Below are 16930 nucleotides of genomic sequence, written 5' to 3'. Positions count from 1 at the left end.
CTCCTGGCATCATCTAAATGCGTCTTCAATAGAGGGTAGATTTTTTTCATAAAGTAGTTGGTAGATAAACTAAAATCATTTTAGTGGTCATAAAAGGCGAGGCACCGGCCAAGGCAAAGAGTGGTCGGAGAATAGAGAGAAGCAGAAAAGTCAAGCAGAAGGAAGCCTCCGCCTTGAAAGGATATTATTGCTTTGCCTTCCGGCGAAGCAGCAGGTAGCTGTGCGTGGGGTCGTTTAGTTGCGCTGCCGCCATCCAGTTTAGTTTGGCTTGAGCTTGGTCTCCTTGGGCCAGGTGAATATTTCCCAGAAGATGAAAGGTGCGGGGGTCTTGTTGCGAAGATTTGGCGAACTCCTGTGCTGCTGCCTCATATTTCTTTTCTACCAAAGCCACTAAGCCTAGAAGCCTGTGTAGTTCCTGGTTGAGACCAGGGGTTTGCTGAAGACTGGCCAGCTTCCTGTATTCGGTGATATGCCGGCGCGCGGCGGCAAGGTCGTTTGTCGCTAAGCCTACCTCTGTAGCGTGAGTCAGATAAGTAAGGCGCGCTTGGTTTTTCATGCCTATGAAAGCGTCAGCAGTTTCCATCACCTTGAGGGCGCTTTGGTATTGCGCAGTTGCCTCATTGACTTTTCCCTGGCTCAAGTGGATATCACCGACAAGGTTCATGTCCTGAGCGATCTCCCAGGAATCTTTGTCCTTCTCCGCGAGCTCCCGGCTCTTAGCCAAGGAGGCTAATGCCTCGTGGAGTTTACTTTCCTCTAAATAAGTGCCAATGAGGGCATAATAGGCCTGGCGTCGCCAAGTAGTATTGGGGGCCAAACCCAATAATTTTTCTGCTTGATTCCTAGCTTCAGTGAGTTGATCATTTGCCAGATATGCCATGCCAAGCGCCCCATATGCTTGATAAAACTGTGGGTCTAGGTCCAAGGCTGTTGTAAAGGACTTGATAGCTTCGGTGTAAAATCCTCGTTTCAAATAAAGATGCCCCGTGGCTAGAAAGCTGTTTGGCTCATCGGGGAGTAGTTTTTGATAGGTCTGCAAAGCCTGCGTGGCAATAGGGAATTGGCCCTTGGTTGCCGCTATATGGCCCAACCAAAGGCTAAAAGGCGGGAAGTCAGGGTCTAAGGCCATGCCGGCGGTAAGTGCCGCCTCAGCCTCTGTATAATCTAATAGCCTCAAGTAGTGGCCAGATACGGCCAGGAACACCCGCTTGTCTGTAGGGTATTGGCGTACCAACTTTTGCAGCAGTTCTTTGGTCTTGGTAACATGACCCTCTGCCTGAGCTTTTTCTACTTCTATAAGTGCACGCTCTCCCTCAGATGCTTTACCCATTAGTGTAATTGCCTGCTTTAGGTTATTGACATAAGCTGTACTGGCTGGGGCCACAGACTGGGCTAAGTATAGATAGGCAATCGCGCAGGCCGGATCCTTGGTGATCACTTTGGTGAAGTACTTCTGAGCTTTGTCGTGGTGCTGATTTTCAGCCAGTTCACGGCCAGCTACCAAGGCAGCCCTAGCTTCTGTAGAGGCAACTGTCATCTCTATGGCTCTCTTTTGGGCAGAGACGGGAACCATCAACAGGAGCAGGCCAAAAAGGGTAGGTAGGAAATAGGCGATAGAATTTGTTAGAGATTTATAGATTAGCCGGGGTAGCATACAAGAAAGGGGAATTTTTATTTATTAAAATATTAAAAATATAAGGTCAGTCCATTCCCTGAAACAGAGTGGATGTAGGATTATTAACTATTTGATTTGTATACTATATAGGTAGAAGGATATGCCGAAGGTAAGAGTATTATTTAGATAAATGATTTAAATTTTAATATTTAAAGAAAAAATTTAATCATTCTATCTGAATTGATGAGCTATAAGGCTAATTCTCCAAGTAAACTTAGCGTTCTAATGAATATCAAAAGTGGCTACACAAAAACCAGATATACTGTTTTAGTAATGCAATTCTAAAAGAAAGTTTGCTCACCGTTCCCCTTTTTCAGAATCAACAGCCCAGTTTTAAGCCCCCTTTCTGCAAAACGGCCCCAAAAAGCCTACTCCAGGCAATTGAAGCAGGCTTCCCCTTTCTTATGGTAGCGAAGATTGGAATATAGACAAGTACTCAGGAAATCTGCACTATCTTGGTTTGGGCAAGGGGGCTTAAAATGCGAAAAGGAGTCCTAATGTTGCCATAAGACTCCTTTTGTTCGCTTAGATTCTCACCGGTTTTTTGACTCTAGGTGAAGACCTAACTAGAAACAGTTACAAAACTTTTGATTTACGAGATCAAGATATTATACGCGGTACTGTATAAAAGGTTTAGTAAGTGCCTATATAATAGCGCGTTAAGCTATTATAGCATTTAACCAGCTGGCCAAGGGATGGTTAAGGTTAGCTAATTCCTCAGTCGAAAATTTGACAAGTGCTTCTGCGTAATTAAAACATGTGAGCAACTTAGGCTTTGTGAGATACCATCCTGCTTCCTCACCTGGTAAAAGGACGTAGGCGTTTCCAGCCCCTTTTCCTGAAAACAGCCCAAAAACAAAAATCCCGCCTCATTACCTGAAGCGGGATTCTCTTTTCTGCTGGTAGTATCTTGCATAGCGACCTTGGCCTGCCCAGTATTCCTTCACCTACCCTTTTAGTTGTTTGCGGCCGGTCAAATTTCTAAGGGCACCTCCTTCAGTATTTCTCTTCAGGGCCCTCATAAGTGGGAGGCCTTAGGCTGGCTAGAACCTAAGGCAGCCGTTGCGTCAGATCAGGTAGCAAAATAGCTCTTTAGATTAAAATGGAAAAGGAGCATTAGAAAACGACCTTCTCCGTGACAGGGCCCGGCAGGGTGATCTTTTGCAAGTTGGCTTGTTTTGTAAGCTGGTTGAAGTTGGCAATATCCTTTTGTATCAACTCATTCATGTCCGTTTTTGATTTTTGCCAGGAGGCGTTAAGCTCGGTTAGCCTTTCCTGCTGGGCCTTTGTCACAAAAGGTATATCAGTGTCTAAGTCATCTTTCAGATATAACAAATGGGCGCTTAACTTACTTTCATAGTTAAGGAAATCATTGTTAGACAGTGACTTATTTTGGATCAATTCATCTTCCCAGGCCGTGATCTTTTTGGTGAGTGCTTTGCCCTGGTCAATTACCTGTTTCATGTCAGGCGTTTCCTCCAGGAGTTCAACTAAGGCGTTTACCTGTTCTTTGGCTTTCCGCATTCTTAAGACTGAGGTATGAATGTCCCTAACGCCGTCCTCTAACGCCGTCAAAACTACCTGTTGCTCTTTAAAGGCCCCAGGGGCGATGTCAATCCGGGGATCTGCCAGTACTTTAAAGGCTACGGTCTTTTCCTGGCCGTTAATTTTTAACCTGGCCTGGTAAGATCCTGGCGCCGATTTATGGCCCGTTAAGCTGGAGGGCATAAACGCGGTGGGTACGCCCGGAAGGGTAGCATACCGCATATCCCACACAAAGCGGTTAAGGCCCGGCTTGGTAGAAAGTGTGGGGTCTGGGGTAGGGCCACCCGGATACGCCACAAACTTTTTGTCTGTCTTGCTGGAGTATTTCCGGACAATCTTGCCCTGGTCATCCATTATCTCTAAGGTAACCAGGCTGTCTTTCTCAAAGTTGGCGGGTAACTGGTAGTAAAGCGTGACGCCAGATGCAGGGTTAGTGCCCGCCGGGCCCCCTATACCAGACCCGCTTTCCTCATTCTCTACTTTATCCAGGGCACTCCCTCCCGCTACCCGGTAGCTGTCTTCAGGTTGGTAGAGGTGTAAGGTGGTGGCAGACAGGTTTTTATTGTACTGCCTGATAGTGCTTAAGTCATCCAGAATCCAGAATGACCTTCCTTGGGTGGCGGCTATTAAATCTCCTTGATGGATTTTCAAATCTGAAATAGGGGTGAGGGGTAGGTTGAGCTGAAAGCTATTCCATTGTTTACCGCCGTCATAAGAAACGTACAGGCCAAGTTCAGTCCCGGCAAACAAAAGGTCTTTTCGTTGACTGTCTTCCCGCACCACCCGGGTAAAGGCCTCACTGGGTATGCCGTTTGTGATTTTAGCCCAAGTCTTGCCATAATCTGTGGTCTTGTAGAGCGAAGGGGAGAAATCATTGAATTTGTAGCGGGTGGTGGCTATGTACGCTGTGGCCTTGTCATGTGGTGATACCTCAATGCTATTCACCAGGGTTTCTCCTAGCCCCTTGGGCGTGACATTGCTCCATGTTTTGCCTCCGTCTCGGGTGAGGTGTACCAGGCCGTCATCACTGCCCGTCCATAGCACGTCCTTTTCATGGGGTGACTCAATGACATAGGCAATGGTGCCATAGTTTTCGCCGCCGGCTCCTTCATTGGTGAAGGGGGCACCACTTATGACCATTTTAGTGGAGTCATGCCTGGTCAAGTCTGGGGAAACGGCCTGCCAGGTTTTCCCCATGTCTGCCGTCTTGAAAAGAATGTTGCCTGCGTTGTAGAACGTGTTGGGCGCATGCGCGGAATAGATGATAGGGGCATTCCAGTTAAAACGATACTTCATGTCTTTGGGCTCCATGCCTAAGTATAGGATAGGGGACACCATGATAGACGTCTTTAGGTTAGTCACTACATCATGCACCTCTATGTTGCCCTGGTAACTGCCTCCTACCACATAGCGCGGGTTGTCTGGGTTAAACGCCAGGAAAGCACTTTCGCCGCCGGCGCTAAAAGACCAGTCTCTTTCCCCAATGCTGCCGCCTGCGGTATTTCTGCTGGCTATCTTAACAGAGGTATTGTCCTGCTGCCCGCCGTATAGATTATAGGGGAATAGATTGTCAGCGTTTACCCGGTAGAACTGAGCGGTGGGCTGGTTATCCTGCGTAGACCATGTCTTGCCCCCGTTGAAACTTACCGCTGCCCCGCCGTCATTTGCCACCACCATGTTCCTGCTATCCTTCGGATTCATCCACAGTTGGTGGTAATCTCCATGCGTGCCTGTGATCTGTGTCCAGGTCTTGCCACCGTCAGTAGATTTTAACCCCGGGGCGTTAAGCACATAAACCGTGTTCTCCTGTTGAGGGTCTGCAAAAACCTCTATGTAGTACCAGGCACGCTGTGTAAGGCGGTGATCTTTGCTCACCCTATTCCATTTGCCGCCGCCGTCTTCACTTACAAACAGGCCGCCTAATTCTTTCTGGGTGTCGCTTTCAATAACGGCGTACACTTTATTGGAATTGGCTCTTGAAACAGAGACCCCAATTTTGCCAAGTTCCTTAGGTAAGCCGTTCTCCAGCTTTTTCCAGGTTTCGCCGGCATCAGTAGATTTGTATAGACCGCTTCCCTTGCCCCCGCTAATCACCTGCCAAGGCAAGCGGCGATGATCCCACATGGAAGCGTAAAGAATGCGAGGATTATTCATATCCATGCTTATGTCAGCACAGCCGGTGTTCTCATCTACATAGAGTGTCTTTTTCCATGTTTTGCCACCATCCACAGATTTGTAGACACCTCTTTCTTGGCCGGGGCCGTGCAGGGCGCCCTGGGCTGCCACATACAGAACGTCGGGGTTCTGCGGATGGACACTTATCCCGGCTATGTGCCGGGTCAGGTCCAAGCCTAATTTAGTCCAGGTCTTGCCTGCATCTGTTGATTTGTAAACCCCGTCGCCGTGTGAGGTCATAACGCCTCTTACAGCATGTTCGCCCATGCCGGCATACACAATGTTGGGGTCAGATTCAGAGACTGTGACCGCGCCAACCGAGCTTGTTTTAAAAAAGCCGTCAGAGATATTGAACCAACTCTGTCCGGCGTCCTCGGTTTTCCAAAGGCCGCCGCCAGTGGTACCCATATAATAGGTTAGCGGATTATTGACCACGCCACTTGCCGTTACAGACCGGCCACCCCGTGAGGGACCAACGTTGCGCCATTTCACAGCTTTGAAATAGGGGTTGAGCTGGTCTGTCTGATGTTCTGCTTTTGCTTTTTCTTTGCTTTTTTTCTGAGCCGCCGCTGGCGAAACAGCAAACTGGGTAGCTGCCAGGAAAAGCAGAGGGTATAACAGTTTCTTCATAGAGGGATAATGATATTTATGGTGTTTAAGACACGTTGCTAAGCTAATTTGGTAATGAAGAAGCCGACACTTACTAAAGCAATTGCTCTATAGCATCCACTACGTTTAGCCTGTAATGCCAAATGCCTGTCAGGTATGACAGGCATTTGGCAGATTTAAGGTTACTGTATGGAGGAAGTTGGCATAGGGGCTGCCTTCTCTTTTTCGCTTATGTAATTTACACCCTTGTCCTTTACTAATTTGTTGAGGGCAGGAATGTCCTGTTGCTGTACTTGCTTGAAGAGGCTTAGTTGGTCGTCAATTTTAGCAGTTATCTCTTTCTTGAACTCATACGCCTGTTCGGTAGGGCGGAAATCTCCGGTTCCCACCTGCTGCACCAAATTTGCTAACTTATTATTCAGCCGGATAGGGAAGTTAAGAGGATCCTGGTTACTGCGGTTCTTGGTCTGATACAGGGTTTCCTCAATGGCCGTAATCTTCTTGTCTAATGAGTTGGCCGCGTCTATAATCTCCTTGTTTTTATCATCTCCCTTTAAGTTGCTTTTCAGGGTGTTAAGCTGAGTGCGCATAGTCCTGATCTCTTTGATGGCATCATGCGTCTCCGTCAGTTTATTCCGAACTTCAGACAGGAACGTAAACTGTGCCTGCAGATCTTCCTGCGAGGATTTGATGCGCGGATCTTTTAAGATAACAAAGTCAGTCTCCTGGCTACTCTTGTTCACCGTTAGTTTTGCCTTGTAAGTGCCCGGAAGAGCCTTGGGGGCTAAAACACCTCGGCCAGACCATAAAATTAAGCCTTCAAAGCGGCTGGCATCAGGATAATACATGTCCCAGACAAAGCGGTTCATTCCTTGCTTAACCTCTATTTTGTCTTTCTTGTCTTTTGCGTTGCTAGTAAAACTGCGGATGAGCTTGCCATTCTGGTCCAGGATATCAAGTTTCACTGCGGTGGTGGTATCAGGCTTCTGTTGCATGAAATAGTTGATGATAACACCCCCGGGGTGGTTTTCCCCGGCTGTTTTAGAAGGTTCTTTTCTGGCTCCCGCCATCTTATAGCTGTCCAGAGGTTTGAAAAGGTGAAACTGTTTGTCTGCCATACCAGCGGTTAACTGATGCAGAGGCGTGATGTCATCAATCAGCCAGAAGCTACGGCCCTGGGTGGCTGCTATCAGGTTATTGTCTTTTATGGTAAGGTCTGTGATGGGAACAAGAGGCAAGTTAGATTGAAAGGATTGCCAGCTTTGCCCATCATTAAAGGAGATATACATGCCATATTCTGTGCCCGCATATAACAAGCCGGGCCGCTTTTGATCGGCGCGTACTACGCGGGTGAAGTGCGTGTCTGGAATGCCGTCAGTAATCTTGGTCCATGTTTTGCCATAGTCCGTTGTCTTGTATAGGTAGGGCTGGAAATCACCGGATTTATACATGGTGGCCGCTACATAGGCTCCCCCTTTAAGGGTAGGGTGCGGGTCTATGCTATTGATCATGATCCACTCAGGCATGTTCTTTGGCGTGATGTTTTTCCAGCTCTTACCCCCGTCACGGGTTATGTGAAGCAAACCGTCATCAGACCCTGTCCAGATTACCCCAGGCTCAATGGCAGACTCATTGATAGCAAAGATAGTCCCATAATACTCCACGCTGGTATTGTCCTGCGTGATGGGCCCTCCTGAAGAACCTAGCTTGCTGGTGTCATTGCGCGTCAAGTCCGGGCTGATGGTTTGCCAGGAGTGGCCTTCGTTTGTGGTGACGTGAACATGGTTAGAAGCCGTGTATAGCTTCTTAGGGTCATTAGGGGAGAACAGGATAGGGAAGTTCCATTGGAACCTGTATTTCATAGACTCTGCGCCAGCACCCATTGGGTTGTCTGGCCACACGTTAATGACACGTTCCTGTTTGTTGCTGTGGTCTACACGGGATAGGAAGCCCCCATAATTGCCCCCATAGACAACATCTGGATTTTGCGGATCAGCCGCCAAATGAGCGCTCTCAGCACCCGCTGACTCTTCCCAATCGGCTTCTGTTATCTCATTCCCCTCAGTACGGTGAGCAATCCTTACGGTGGAGTTATCCTGTTGCGCGCCATAAATACGATAAGGGAAATGGTTATCTGTCACCACCCGATAGAACTGTGCCGTAGGCTGGTTCATCATGGTGCTCCAGTTCTTGCCTGTGTCTTTGCTTATTTGTGCTCCGCCGTCATCGGCTATGATCATGCGCGAGGGGTCTTCCGGTGCTATCCACAGATCATGGTGGTCGCCATGCGGGGCATTGGCACTCTCAAAGGTACGGCCGCCGTCTTTGCTTCTATGGTAAGATACGTTCATCACATACACCACGTCCTGGTCCTTAGGATCGGCCGTCAGGCGGGTATAATACCAGGCACGCTGCCGCAGGTTTCGGTCATCGTTCACTTTCTGCCAGGTAAGGCCTCCGTTTTCAGACCGGAACAGGCCGCCGTCCTCCGCCTCCACCATTGCGTAAACACGTTCTGTGTTGGCCGGCGACACGGCTACGCCAATAATCCCAAGGGTGCCTTTGGGCAAGCCAGCGTTTCTGGAGATTTCCTTCCAGGTTTCACCGGCATCTGTGCTTTTCCATAAACCTGAACCAGGGCCACCGGAAGAGAAACTGTAAGGGGTACGCCGTACATTCCAGGTGCTGGCATACAGAACCCGTTCATTGGAAGGGTCCATGATAAGGTCTACAGCACCGGCATCCTGGTTGGCAAACAAGGTGCGCTTCCAGGTTTTACCCCCATCTGTGCTCTTATAGACTCCACGCTCCTCATTCGCCTTATACAAATCACCCATAGCGGCTACATACACTATATTGGGGTTTGTAGGATGAATACGGATGCGGCCAATATGCTTGGTGTTCTTTAGCCCAATATGCTGCCAGGTCTTTCCTGCGTCTAAAGACTTCCAGACCCCAAAGCCAGAGGATACGTTGCCTCTCACCGTTTGCTCCCCTTCTCCGGCATAGATCACGTTTGGATCAGCCTCGCTCACGGCAACGGCTCCTATAGACCCTCCAAAGAAACCATCTGAGATATTCTCCCAGGTAGACCCTGCGTCAACTGTCCGCCACACACCACCACCGGTTGCGCCAAAATAATACAGGTTGGGTTTGCCAGGCACTCCTGTCACTGAGCCAGAGCGCCCGCCCCGGTAAGGGCCAATAGAGCGCCAGGTCAGGCCATTGTATAGCGAAGGAGCATAAGGGGAAGTAACTGTTTTTTTACTGGTTTTCTGCTTCTGTGCATCTGCCGGCAGCGGTGCGATAAGGAAGGCTGTTGCGGCGGCTAACAAAAAACCTGATTTTAAAGTGTTTTGTAGTCTTGTTACCATGAAAGGGGGTTTTAGATAGTAGAACCTGTTTAGAGTTTTCCGTTTTCACCTATATGCACGTGAGTGGTCTGGCGCGAGCATCCGCAGGCGCCGCGTTTCCGGGCCGTTTTCCTGAAAACGGCCCGGAAACAGGGTTCCTCGGCAAGCGTCTGCTGGCGCCAGGAAGGGAATAACACCGGAACAGCTTATGCGGTAGACCTGACCATTGGTACCAGACGGGCCTTATTTATAGGCTTCGTTTTGTACCAGGTTTTTATTTGAGTCTATATCAAAGCTTGGGATAGGGAAGACCTGGCGGTTAAGGTCTAGCAAAGAAACCGCCGGCCCGTTTGTGCGCTCTACCCCCCTTAGTTCTGTTGATGTCTGGCCAGTGCGTACTATGTCAAAAAAGCTGTGGCCTTCAAAAGCAAGCTCCACTTTTCGCTCCTGCCATATTGCCTTTAGCGTTTCTTCTGTACCGGTGGTGGTTATATTTCCTAAGCCAGCATTTCTCCGGATGGCATTAAGGTCAGATAACGCGCCGGCAATATTCCCGGTTTTTGCTCTTGCCTCGGCCCGGTTAAGGTAAACCTCAGAGAGCCTGATGATATGGGAATTGTCAATGTTGCCTGATTTGATGTATTTGGTGGGGTAATACACCTTTGCCCCTGAATTATAGGCGAACAATTTCCCTCTAATATCATTCGGGTTGGCTGTTACTTCCTGGTAAAAGCTTGTGTGTGCTGCTACATCACCTCTGCCACCTATGGTTGACGGTACATACCAGTTTCTCAGTCCGTTTTGATCTGTAGAGTTAAAGTTTAACTCAAAAATAGCTTCAGTGGTAAATTTGCTCTGGAAGATATCCAGGTAGTTGGCGACAAACCTGTACTTTGGGTCCGCAATTACCAGATCTGCGTACTTAATCACATTTTCAGGCTGGTTCGTGTATAGGTAAAGTCTGCTTAAAAGGGCTCTAGCTGTTCCTTTTACAGCCTGTGACCTGGTTGCAACATCAGAAGCGTGTTGCTCTGGCAACAACTCAATGGCCATTAGAAGGTCTTTTTCTACCTGTTTGTAAGATTCTGCCAGCGTGGGTCTGGAAGGAAAGAAAGACTCATCTACCCTTGCAGAAGGTTTGGTAACAAGAGGCACTCCTAAAGTACCTATGACACCGGGTACCCCGCCGTACGTTTTTGTAAGGTCAAAAAAAGCAAGGGCCCTCACAAAGTAGGCTTGGCCTAAGTAGCTGTTTTTTTCCAGATCCTGGGCATCTGTTAACTGGGGAACCTTATCTATGATATTGTTGGCCACGTTAACCGCCCGGTACGCCCTGGTCCAGAAATTCCCGTTCTCAGTATTCCCTATGGAGGTTAAATAGGTGTCCATCTCACGGTAGAAATCCCAAGTGCCAATACTTTGGGCCACATCAGAAGAAATGTCGCTCATGATCTGGAAGTTTCTGCCGTAGTAATCTGCATCCTGGAGCTCATTGTACATCCCTGCCACGGCAGCTTCAGCACCTTTTTTGTTGGTGATAGCCCTTTCCTGCGCTATCTGTGTCTGAGGTTCCTGCTCCAAGATGTCATCGCAGGCGCCCAGTGCTATAAGAAAGCAGAAGGCTAATAAGTAATTATGATATCTCATATGAAATGCGTTAGAAGTAGAAGTTTTGATATCGCCTTTATCAGCTGTTCTGAGGGTTGAATTCTTTTGCATGATTACAGCCATCAGGAGTTTTAGAAGTTGATGTTAAAACCACCCATAAATACTCTGGGCTGAGGCATGCTGAAGAATTCAATGCCCTGCGTTAGGGTATTAGATGCGGTGGCCGTAATCTCAGGGTCTAGGCCGGTGTAGTTGGTGACGGTGAATACGTTCTGCCCAGACAGATACACTCTGGCTGATGAGATTCCAACCCTGCTGGTGAGCCCGTTAGGCAAAGTATAGCCCAGGGTAATGTTCTTAAGGCGTAGATAAGATCCATCTTCCAGAAACCGGGAGGGTCTAAGGTCACTGGCATAATTGGCAGATGTCATTTTTGGGACCATGGTCTGGTCACCTGGCTTCTGCCATCTGTCTAACTGACTGGTAGAAAACTGGGAAGTTCTTGTTCCGCCATGTTCTAAAAAGAAGCGGTTCCAGTTTAGCTGCTCATTGCCATATGAGTACTGAAAGAAAAAGCTTAGGTCAATTGCTTTGTAGTTTAAGGTGTTGGTGATGCCGCCAAAGAAATCTGGGTTGGCACTGCCTACTATCTTACGATCAATGTTTGACTTGAATTGACCATCTCCATTTACATCTGTCCAGGTGGGGGCCCCAGTTTCTGGATTTACTCCAGTTTGCTCATGCAGATAAAACGAGAACAGCTCTCCCCCCTCTTCATATCTGAAAATATCGCGGTTGTAAACATTAAAGGGAGCCGCTAGCTTTAGAATTTTATTCTTGTTCCTGGCAATATTGAAATTTGTATTCCATTTGAGAGCACCTAACTCCAGGATATTAGCATTGATATTTAACTCAAAACCTTTGTTCTCCAACTCGCCAAAGTTTTGCACCAGGCTGTTAAAGCCAGAAGTACGAGGCACTGGCACGGCCAGTAACAGGTCTTCTGTTTTCTTGTAATAATAGTCTGCGGTTATATTGATCCGGTTATTGAAGAGCCCGATATCCACTCCTATATCCGTTTGTTTGGTAGTTTCCCACTTCAGCTCTGGGTTAGCCAATTGCTCTGGGCCCACCCCGGGTATATCTGCATAAGCTGCTCCCGTCCATAAGCCCTGTGCCTGAAAGTCATTGATGCCGCTCTGGTTACCAGTTATTCCATAGCTGCCTCTGATCTTTAAAGTGCTTACAAAAGTTTTATCCTTAAAGAAAGGCTCTTCTGAAATGACCCATCCTAAAGCCAGGGAAGGGAAGGTACCCCATCTGTTGTCTTTACCAAATCTGGAAGAAGCATCTCGGCGGACATTGATGGTAGCTAAGTATTTGCTCTTATAATCATAGCCGATACGCGTAAACAAGGAGCCAATGCCCCAGCTAGTGCCTGTAGAGCTTGCCCTTTGCACGGCAGCGGAAGCAATTTTTTTGAAGTCATTGCTTGGGAACTGGGTACCCCAGGCTATAGTGCGGGAAATCTCAGATTCCTGCAAGGTGGTGCCAAACAAGGTGTTAAAAGAATGGTCATTAAACGCAAACTGATAGCTTAACACGTTTTCCTGTATCCAGTTATAGTCGTTAGTCATAACAGACTGCGCACTACCGTTGGTGCCGGAACCAGAATTAGTGAACGTATTATCATATACGTTTTCTTCCAGGTTGCTGTAGTCAATACTGAAGCTAGAGCGTAAGCGCAGGCCAGTTATAAACTCATACTCCCCATAGAAAGCCCCTAGAAGCCTATTGGTAATCATTGAGATTTCAGATTCCTTAATAGCGGCGATAGGGTTTTCAAAGATGCTGAATTTGGTGTAGGCCCCATTGGGTTGGAACATTGGCAGGTTAGAAGGGTAAAAAAAGGCGCCCCCTAAGCTACCAGAGATATTGTCATCGTTTCTTTGGCGGGCTCTGCTGGTATTGGAATACAAAACACTAGTACCAATCTTAAATTTATCAGCAGGGTAAAAATCAAGGTTAATACGGGCACTGTTCCTTTTGAAATCTGTATTCTTTATGATCCCCTCTTGCAGGAAGTTATTGCCAGATACCAGGTATTGGATCTTTTCATTGCCCCCGCTCACGCCTAAGTCTATATTACGCAAGGCGCCAGTCTGAAAAATAGACTCCCCCCAATTGGTATTTGTGGTATTGTCTGGGTTGCTATATATTGGTGGTTTTCCGCTATTGACGGCAGCCTCATTCATTAGCTTTTCAAAAGTAGGCCCATCTACTACCCCTGGCAGGTTTGGGGACTTTTGGCCACCGTAGTAAGCCCCCAAGCTCACTTTGGTTTTTCCTTCTTTTCCTCTTTTTGTTGTAATAAGCACTACGCCGTTTGCTGCCCTTGCACCATAAATTGCGGTTGCAGAAGCGTCTTTCAGAATCTCCATAGATTCTATGTCGGCGGGGTTGATATCTGCTATGGGGCTAGTTGTTCCGCCGCCTATTGCCAGGTTAGATAAGTTATTAGACTGAATAGGAATGCCATCTACTACGTAGAGAGGATCGCTTGAAGCATTGATAGAGGAGGTACCTCTTACCCGAACGGTAATACCGCCCCCGGGAGTGCCTGAATTAGAGTTTACCTGTACGCCTGCAGCACGACCCTGTAGGAGTTGATCACTGCTTGCCACCGGTATATTCTCAATTTCTTTAGCACTAACGGATGAAATTGCACTAGTTAAGGTTTTCCGGTCTTGTTCTCCATATCCGGTGATCACGATTTCCTTTAGCAGTTTCGCATCAGATTCCATTTGCACATTAATGGAGGTCCCGCTGCCAACCACCACTTCCTTCTTTACAAAGCCAACATAGGAGAACACAAGGGTATTGCTCCCATCTGGTAGATTAACAGTAAAGCTGCCATCTACCCCTGTGTTTGATCCTATGGTAGTGCCCTTTACAATAACACTTACCCCTATCAAATCAGAACCATCATCTTTTGAAGTCACTTTACCAGAGATGGTTCGTCCCTGTGCTATTGCTTCAATTGATAGAGGAAGGAATAGAATTAAAGCCAGTAAAATCTTTTTCATAATCTAGAAGGTGAGTTAAAAACTGAATGCTTAACCTGCTTAATGTAAAATGCTAAACTAAAGGGAATAGAAATTCTAGCTGCACTTGGGAAAGTGCAATAAACGTTAGAATTAATTATTTTTTATAGAATTAAAAAAAGGCTTTGCAGCGCTTTAATTTAGTTGGATACCCTGTTTATTGGCACAACAGAAAAGGTACTCATTGATCTAACACAAAGCTTAAAACTTACGTCACGGGCTAGGTTAAGTGAGTGGTTGCTTATGTGTTTGTAAGTGGTGTAATATTAACACTGCTTACCTGTGCTAATATTATAACAAAATACCATGCAAGCAATAAATATTCAGTAAAAAAATAAAAAAGCTACAGAACTGGTAACTTTTTGTCATACACCTCCTTAAAGCCGCAGGGCTTTGTCATCTTTGAAAAGAGCGGTTATCCTGTAGTAAGAGTGGTTGAAGGTAAGGCGACTATTAATTATAGGAAGGTATATAGAGATGAGAAGGGGCTAACTGCTTAGTCTTTTTCATTAGCGAAGTTTTTTGGCCTCAAAAGACTTGATTCCCTTCTTTGGGTTTGCTTCATTCTAAAGATTGGTTGTGAGGTACTACTTCTATGCTTTATTGCTAAGTCTGCCTAGCAAGCGTCTTTTACTTTTAATCTAATGGCGTTTCAATAACGCCTGGATTCTACGGTGCTTTCAGTTTTTGGGATAAAGGATCAGTCTTCTTGAATAGAGAAAGTAAATACACCCTATACTACTTAGTGGAAGCTGGCCCAACGGTATGACCATCAAGTTGCAGAGTGAGGAATTTATAGACCCTTTTAGTAAAGGAGTGGCAGAGGACTCTTGCTATGGATATTCTAACCAGCAAGCAGGACGACTTAATTTGGGAGTAATGTTGGTATAGCCGTCAAGTGAACCAGATTCAGTATCTCTTATTCCCGCAGAATTTCTTGTTGCCTTGTGATTAGGCTACGGGTCCGGACTTTTCTTTAGTGGCGGCCCCCTGCAACATACACGTTTCTTCTCTGGCTAGCGCTAATGGTAATAAAACAGATAATGGAAGCAGGGCCGTGCTGCTTTTCTATATTACAAAGCAGCAGTGCCCTAAAAAAAGAACGGCGGAGCCTATGTTTTAGAATTCTGGTAGATTAGCCTTTTAAATATATTGTCCCAGCCTCATCTTGCCTCACTAGGTATGGGTACTGATAATAAGGCATAAAAAAACCTCCCTAGTTTCCTAAGGAGGTTTATGCTGGTGGTGATGATTGGAATCGAACCAACGACACAAGGATTTTCAGTCCTTTGCTCTACCGACTGAGCTACATCACCAGCACCTTTTGTTACCGTTGTGGTTAAAAAGTATGCAAAGGTAAGCAGCCAGACCACATTTGCAAAACTTCCGGCAAAAAATCTTTTATACCCATTTCAGAATACTTTACTAAATTCGTTCGTAGTAGAAGCAGATTCTAACGCTAACCACCCCTCCCGTGATTCATACCATCGCCTTTCTTTTAGTAGCTATTCTGGGTATCGGTCTGTTTGTGTGGCAGATACGCAAGATCACCCGCAACATTAACCTGGGCCGCGACAAAGACATCTCCGGCAACGTGTCTGAGCGTATCAACGCCGTTTTATTGGTGGCTTTTGGCCAGCAAAAAATGTTCAAGCGCCCATGGCCCGCCTTTTTACACCTCTTTGTGTACGTGGGCTTCCTGGTTATTAACATTGAAGTGCTGGAAATCTTCATTGACGGCATCTTCGGCACACACCGCGCCTTTGGGGTGCTGGGCCCGGCCTATGACGTGCTCATGGCCGTGAACGAAGTGCTGGGTGCCTTGGTGGTAGTAGCCTGTATTATCTTTTTGGTGCGCCGCAACGTGACCAAGGTGCCCCGCCTCACCCGTGGCCCAGAGATGCGCGCCTGGCCCAAGATGGACGCCAACGTGATTCTGGTCACTGAGATAGTGCTTATGTTCGCTCTCTTCGCGTTTAACATAGCTGACCAGAAAATAGCCCAACTCAACAGTACTGAATTGCCCGGCACCTTCCCGGTCACGGCCAGCATGGTCAACCTGTTTGGCAGTGATTTGTCTTCCCTGGCCCTTATTGCCGGCATTGGCTGGTGGGTGCACATCATTGGCATTCTGGCGTTCATGAACTACCTGCCCAGTTCCAAGCACTTCCATATTATCATGGCGTTCCCCAATGTGTACTACACCAAGCTGGAGCCGAAGGGCCAGTTCAGCAACGTGGAAAGCATTACCCATGAAATAAAAGCCATGCTGGACCCCAGCTACGTGGTGCCGCCGGCCCCCGAGGGAGCCCAGCCGCAGAAGTTCGGGGCCCAGGACGTGGAGGACCTCTCCTGGAAACAGCTCATGGACTCCTATACCTGCACCGAGTGCGGCCGTTGTACGAGCGTGTGCCCAGCCAACCTCACCGGCAAACTGTTATCGCCGCGTAAGATTGTGATGGATACCCGTGACCGGATGGAGGAGAAAGGCGAGTCGCCGCTCATTTTCTCGCCGGCCCATTACAAAGAGGAGTCTGAGCGCGTAAAGGCCACCGAGGAACGCACCCTGCTGCGCGGCTATGTGACCCCCGAGGAGCTTTGGGCTTGTACTACCTGCAATGCCTGCGTGGAGTCCTGCCCGGTCAACATAGACCAGCTGTCTACCATCATGGACATGCGCCGTTACCTGGTGCTGGAAGAATCGGCGGCACCGGCAGCCCTCAATACCATGTTCAACAATATTGAGAACAACGGGGCTCCCTGGGCCTTCTCGCCTAGTGACCGCTTTAACTGGGCCAATGATTTGTACACGGTTTCTAAAAACTAGGCCTAAAACAGAAATACCCTAACGCGCATTAGCT

At 47.5% G+C, this 16930-nt stretch carries 6 protein-coding genes and 1 tRNA gene; 1 reads left to right on the top strand and 6 read right to left on the bottom strand.

What is annotated here, in order from left to right; translation table 11 throughout:
* Positions 1-184: 184 nt before the first annotated feature.
* The 6 genes from TH63_RS17320 to TH63_RS17295 form a co-directional block, all read right to left on the bottom strand.
* Positions 185-1654, bottom strand: a complete 1470-nt coding sequence (locus TH63_RS17320; protein ID WP_048922057.1) for a tetratricopeptide repeat protein — start codon at positions 1652-1654, stop codon at positions 185-187.
* A 1137-nt stretch (positions 1655-2791) separates the two neighbouring features.
* Positions 2792-6025 carry a WD40/YVTN/BNR-like repeat-containing protein gene (locus TH63_RS17315; RefSeq protein ID WP_048922056.1) on the bottom strand — a complete coding sequence of 1078 codons (3234 nt, stop codon included), beginning with the start codon at positions 6023-6025 and terminating at the stop codon, positions 2792-2794.
* A gap of 161 nt (positions 6026-6186) precedes the next feature.
* Positions 6187-9378 carry a VPS10 domain-containing protein gene (locus tag TH63_RS17310; RefSeq protein WP_048922055.1) on the bottom strand — a complete coding sequence of 1064 codons (3192 nt, stop codon included), beginning with the start codon at positions 9376-9378 and terminating at the stop codon, positions 6187-6189.
* Between the two features lie 222 nt (positions 9379-9600).
* Positions 9601-11004 (bottom strand): RagB/SusD family nutrient uptake outer membrane protein, encoded by a 1404-nt coding sequence (locus TH63_RS17305; protein ID WP_048922936.1) that lies wholly within the window; start codon positions 11002-11004, stop codon positions 9601-9603.
* 92 nt (positions 11005-11096) lie between these two features.
* On the bottom strand, positions 11097-14051 hold the full coding sequence (locus TH63_RS17300) for a SusC/RagA family TonB-linked outer membrane protein (protein ID WP_048922054.1): 2955 nt from the start codon (positions 14049-14051) through the stop codon (positions 11097-11099).
* Positions 14052-15309: 1258 nt separating this feature from the next.
* Positions 15310-15385 (bottom strand) — tRNA-Phe (locus TH63_RS17295).
* A gap of 158 nt (positions 15386-15543) precedes the next feature.
* Here TH63_RS17295 and TH63_RS17290 point away from each other — a divergent pair.
* Positions 15544-16896 carry a (Fe-S)-binding protein gene (locus TH63_RS17290; protein WP_048922053.1) on the top strand — a complete coding sequence of 451 codons (1353 nt, stop codon included), beginning with the start codon at positions 15544-15546 and terminating at the stop codon, positions 16894-16896.
* Positions 16897-16930 lie beyond the last annotated feature (34 nt).

Source organism: Rufibacter radiotolerans, from assembly GCF_001078055.1.
Classification (GTDB): Bacteria; Bacteroidota; Bacteroidia; order Cytophagales; family Hymenobacteraceae; genus Nibribacter; species Nibribacter radiotolerans.
Note: the sequence above shows the minus strand (reverse complement) of the source record. Positions and strands in the feature narration are given on the sequence as shown.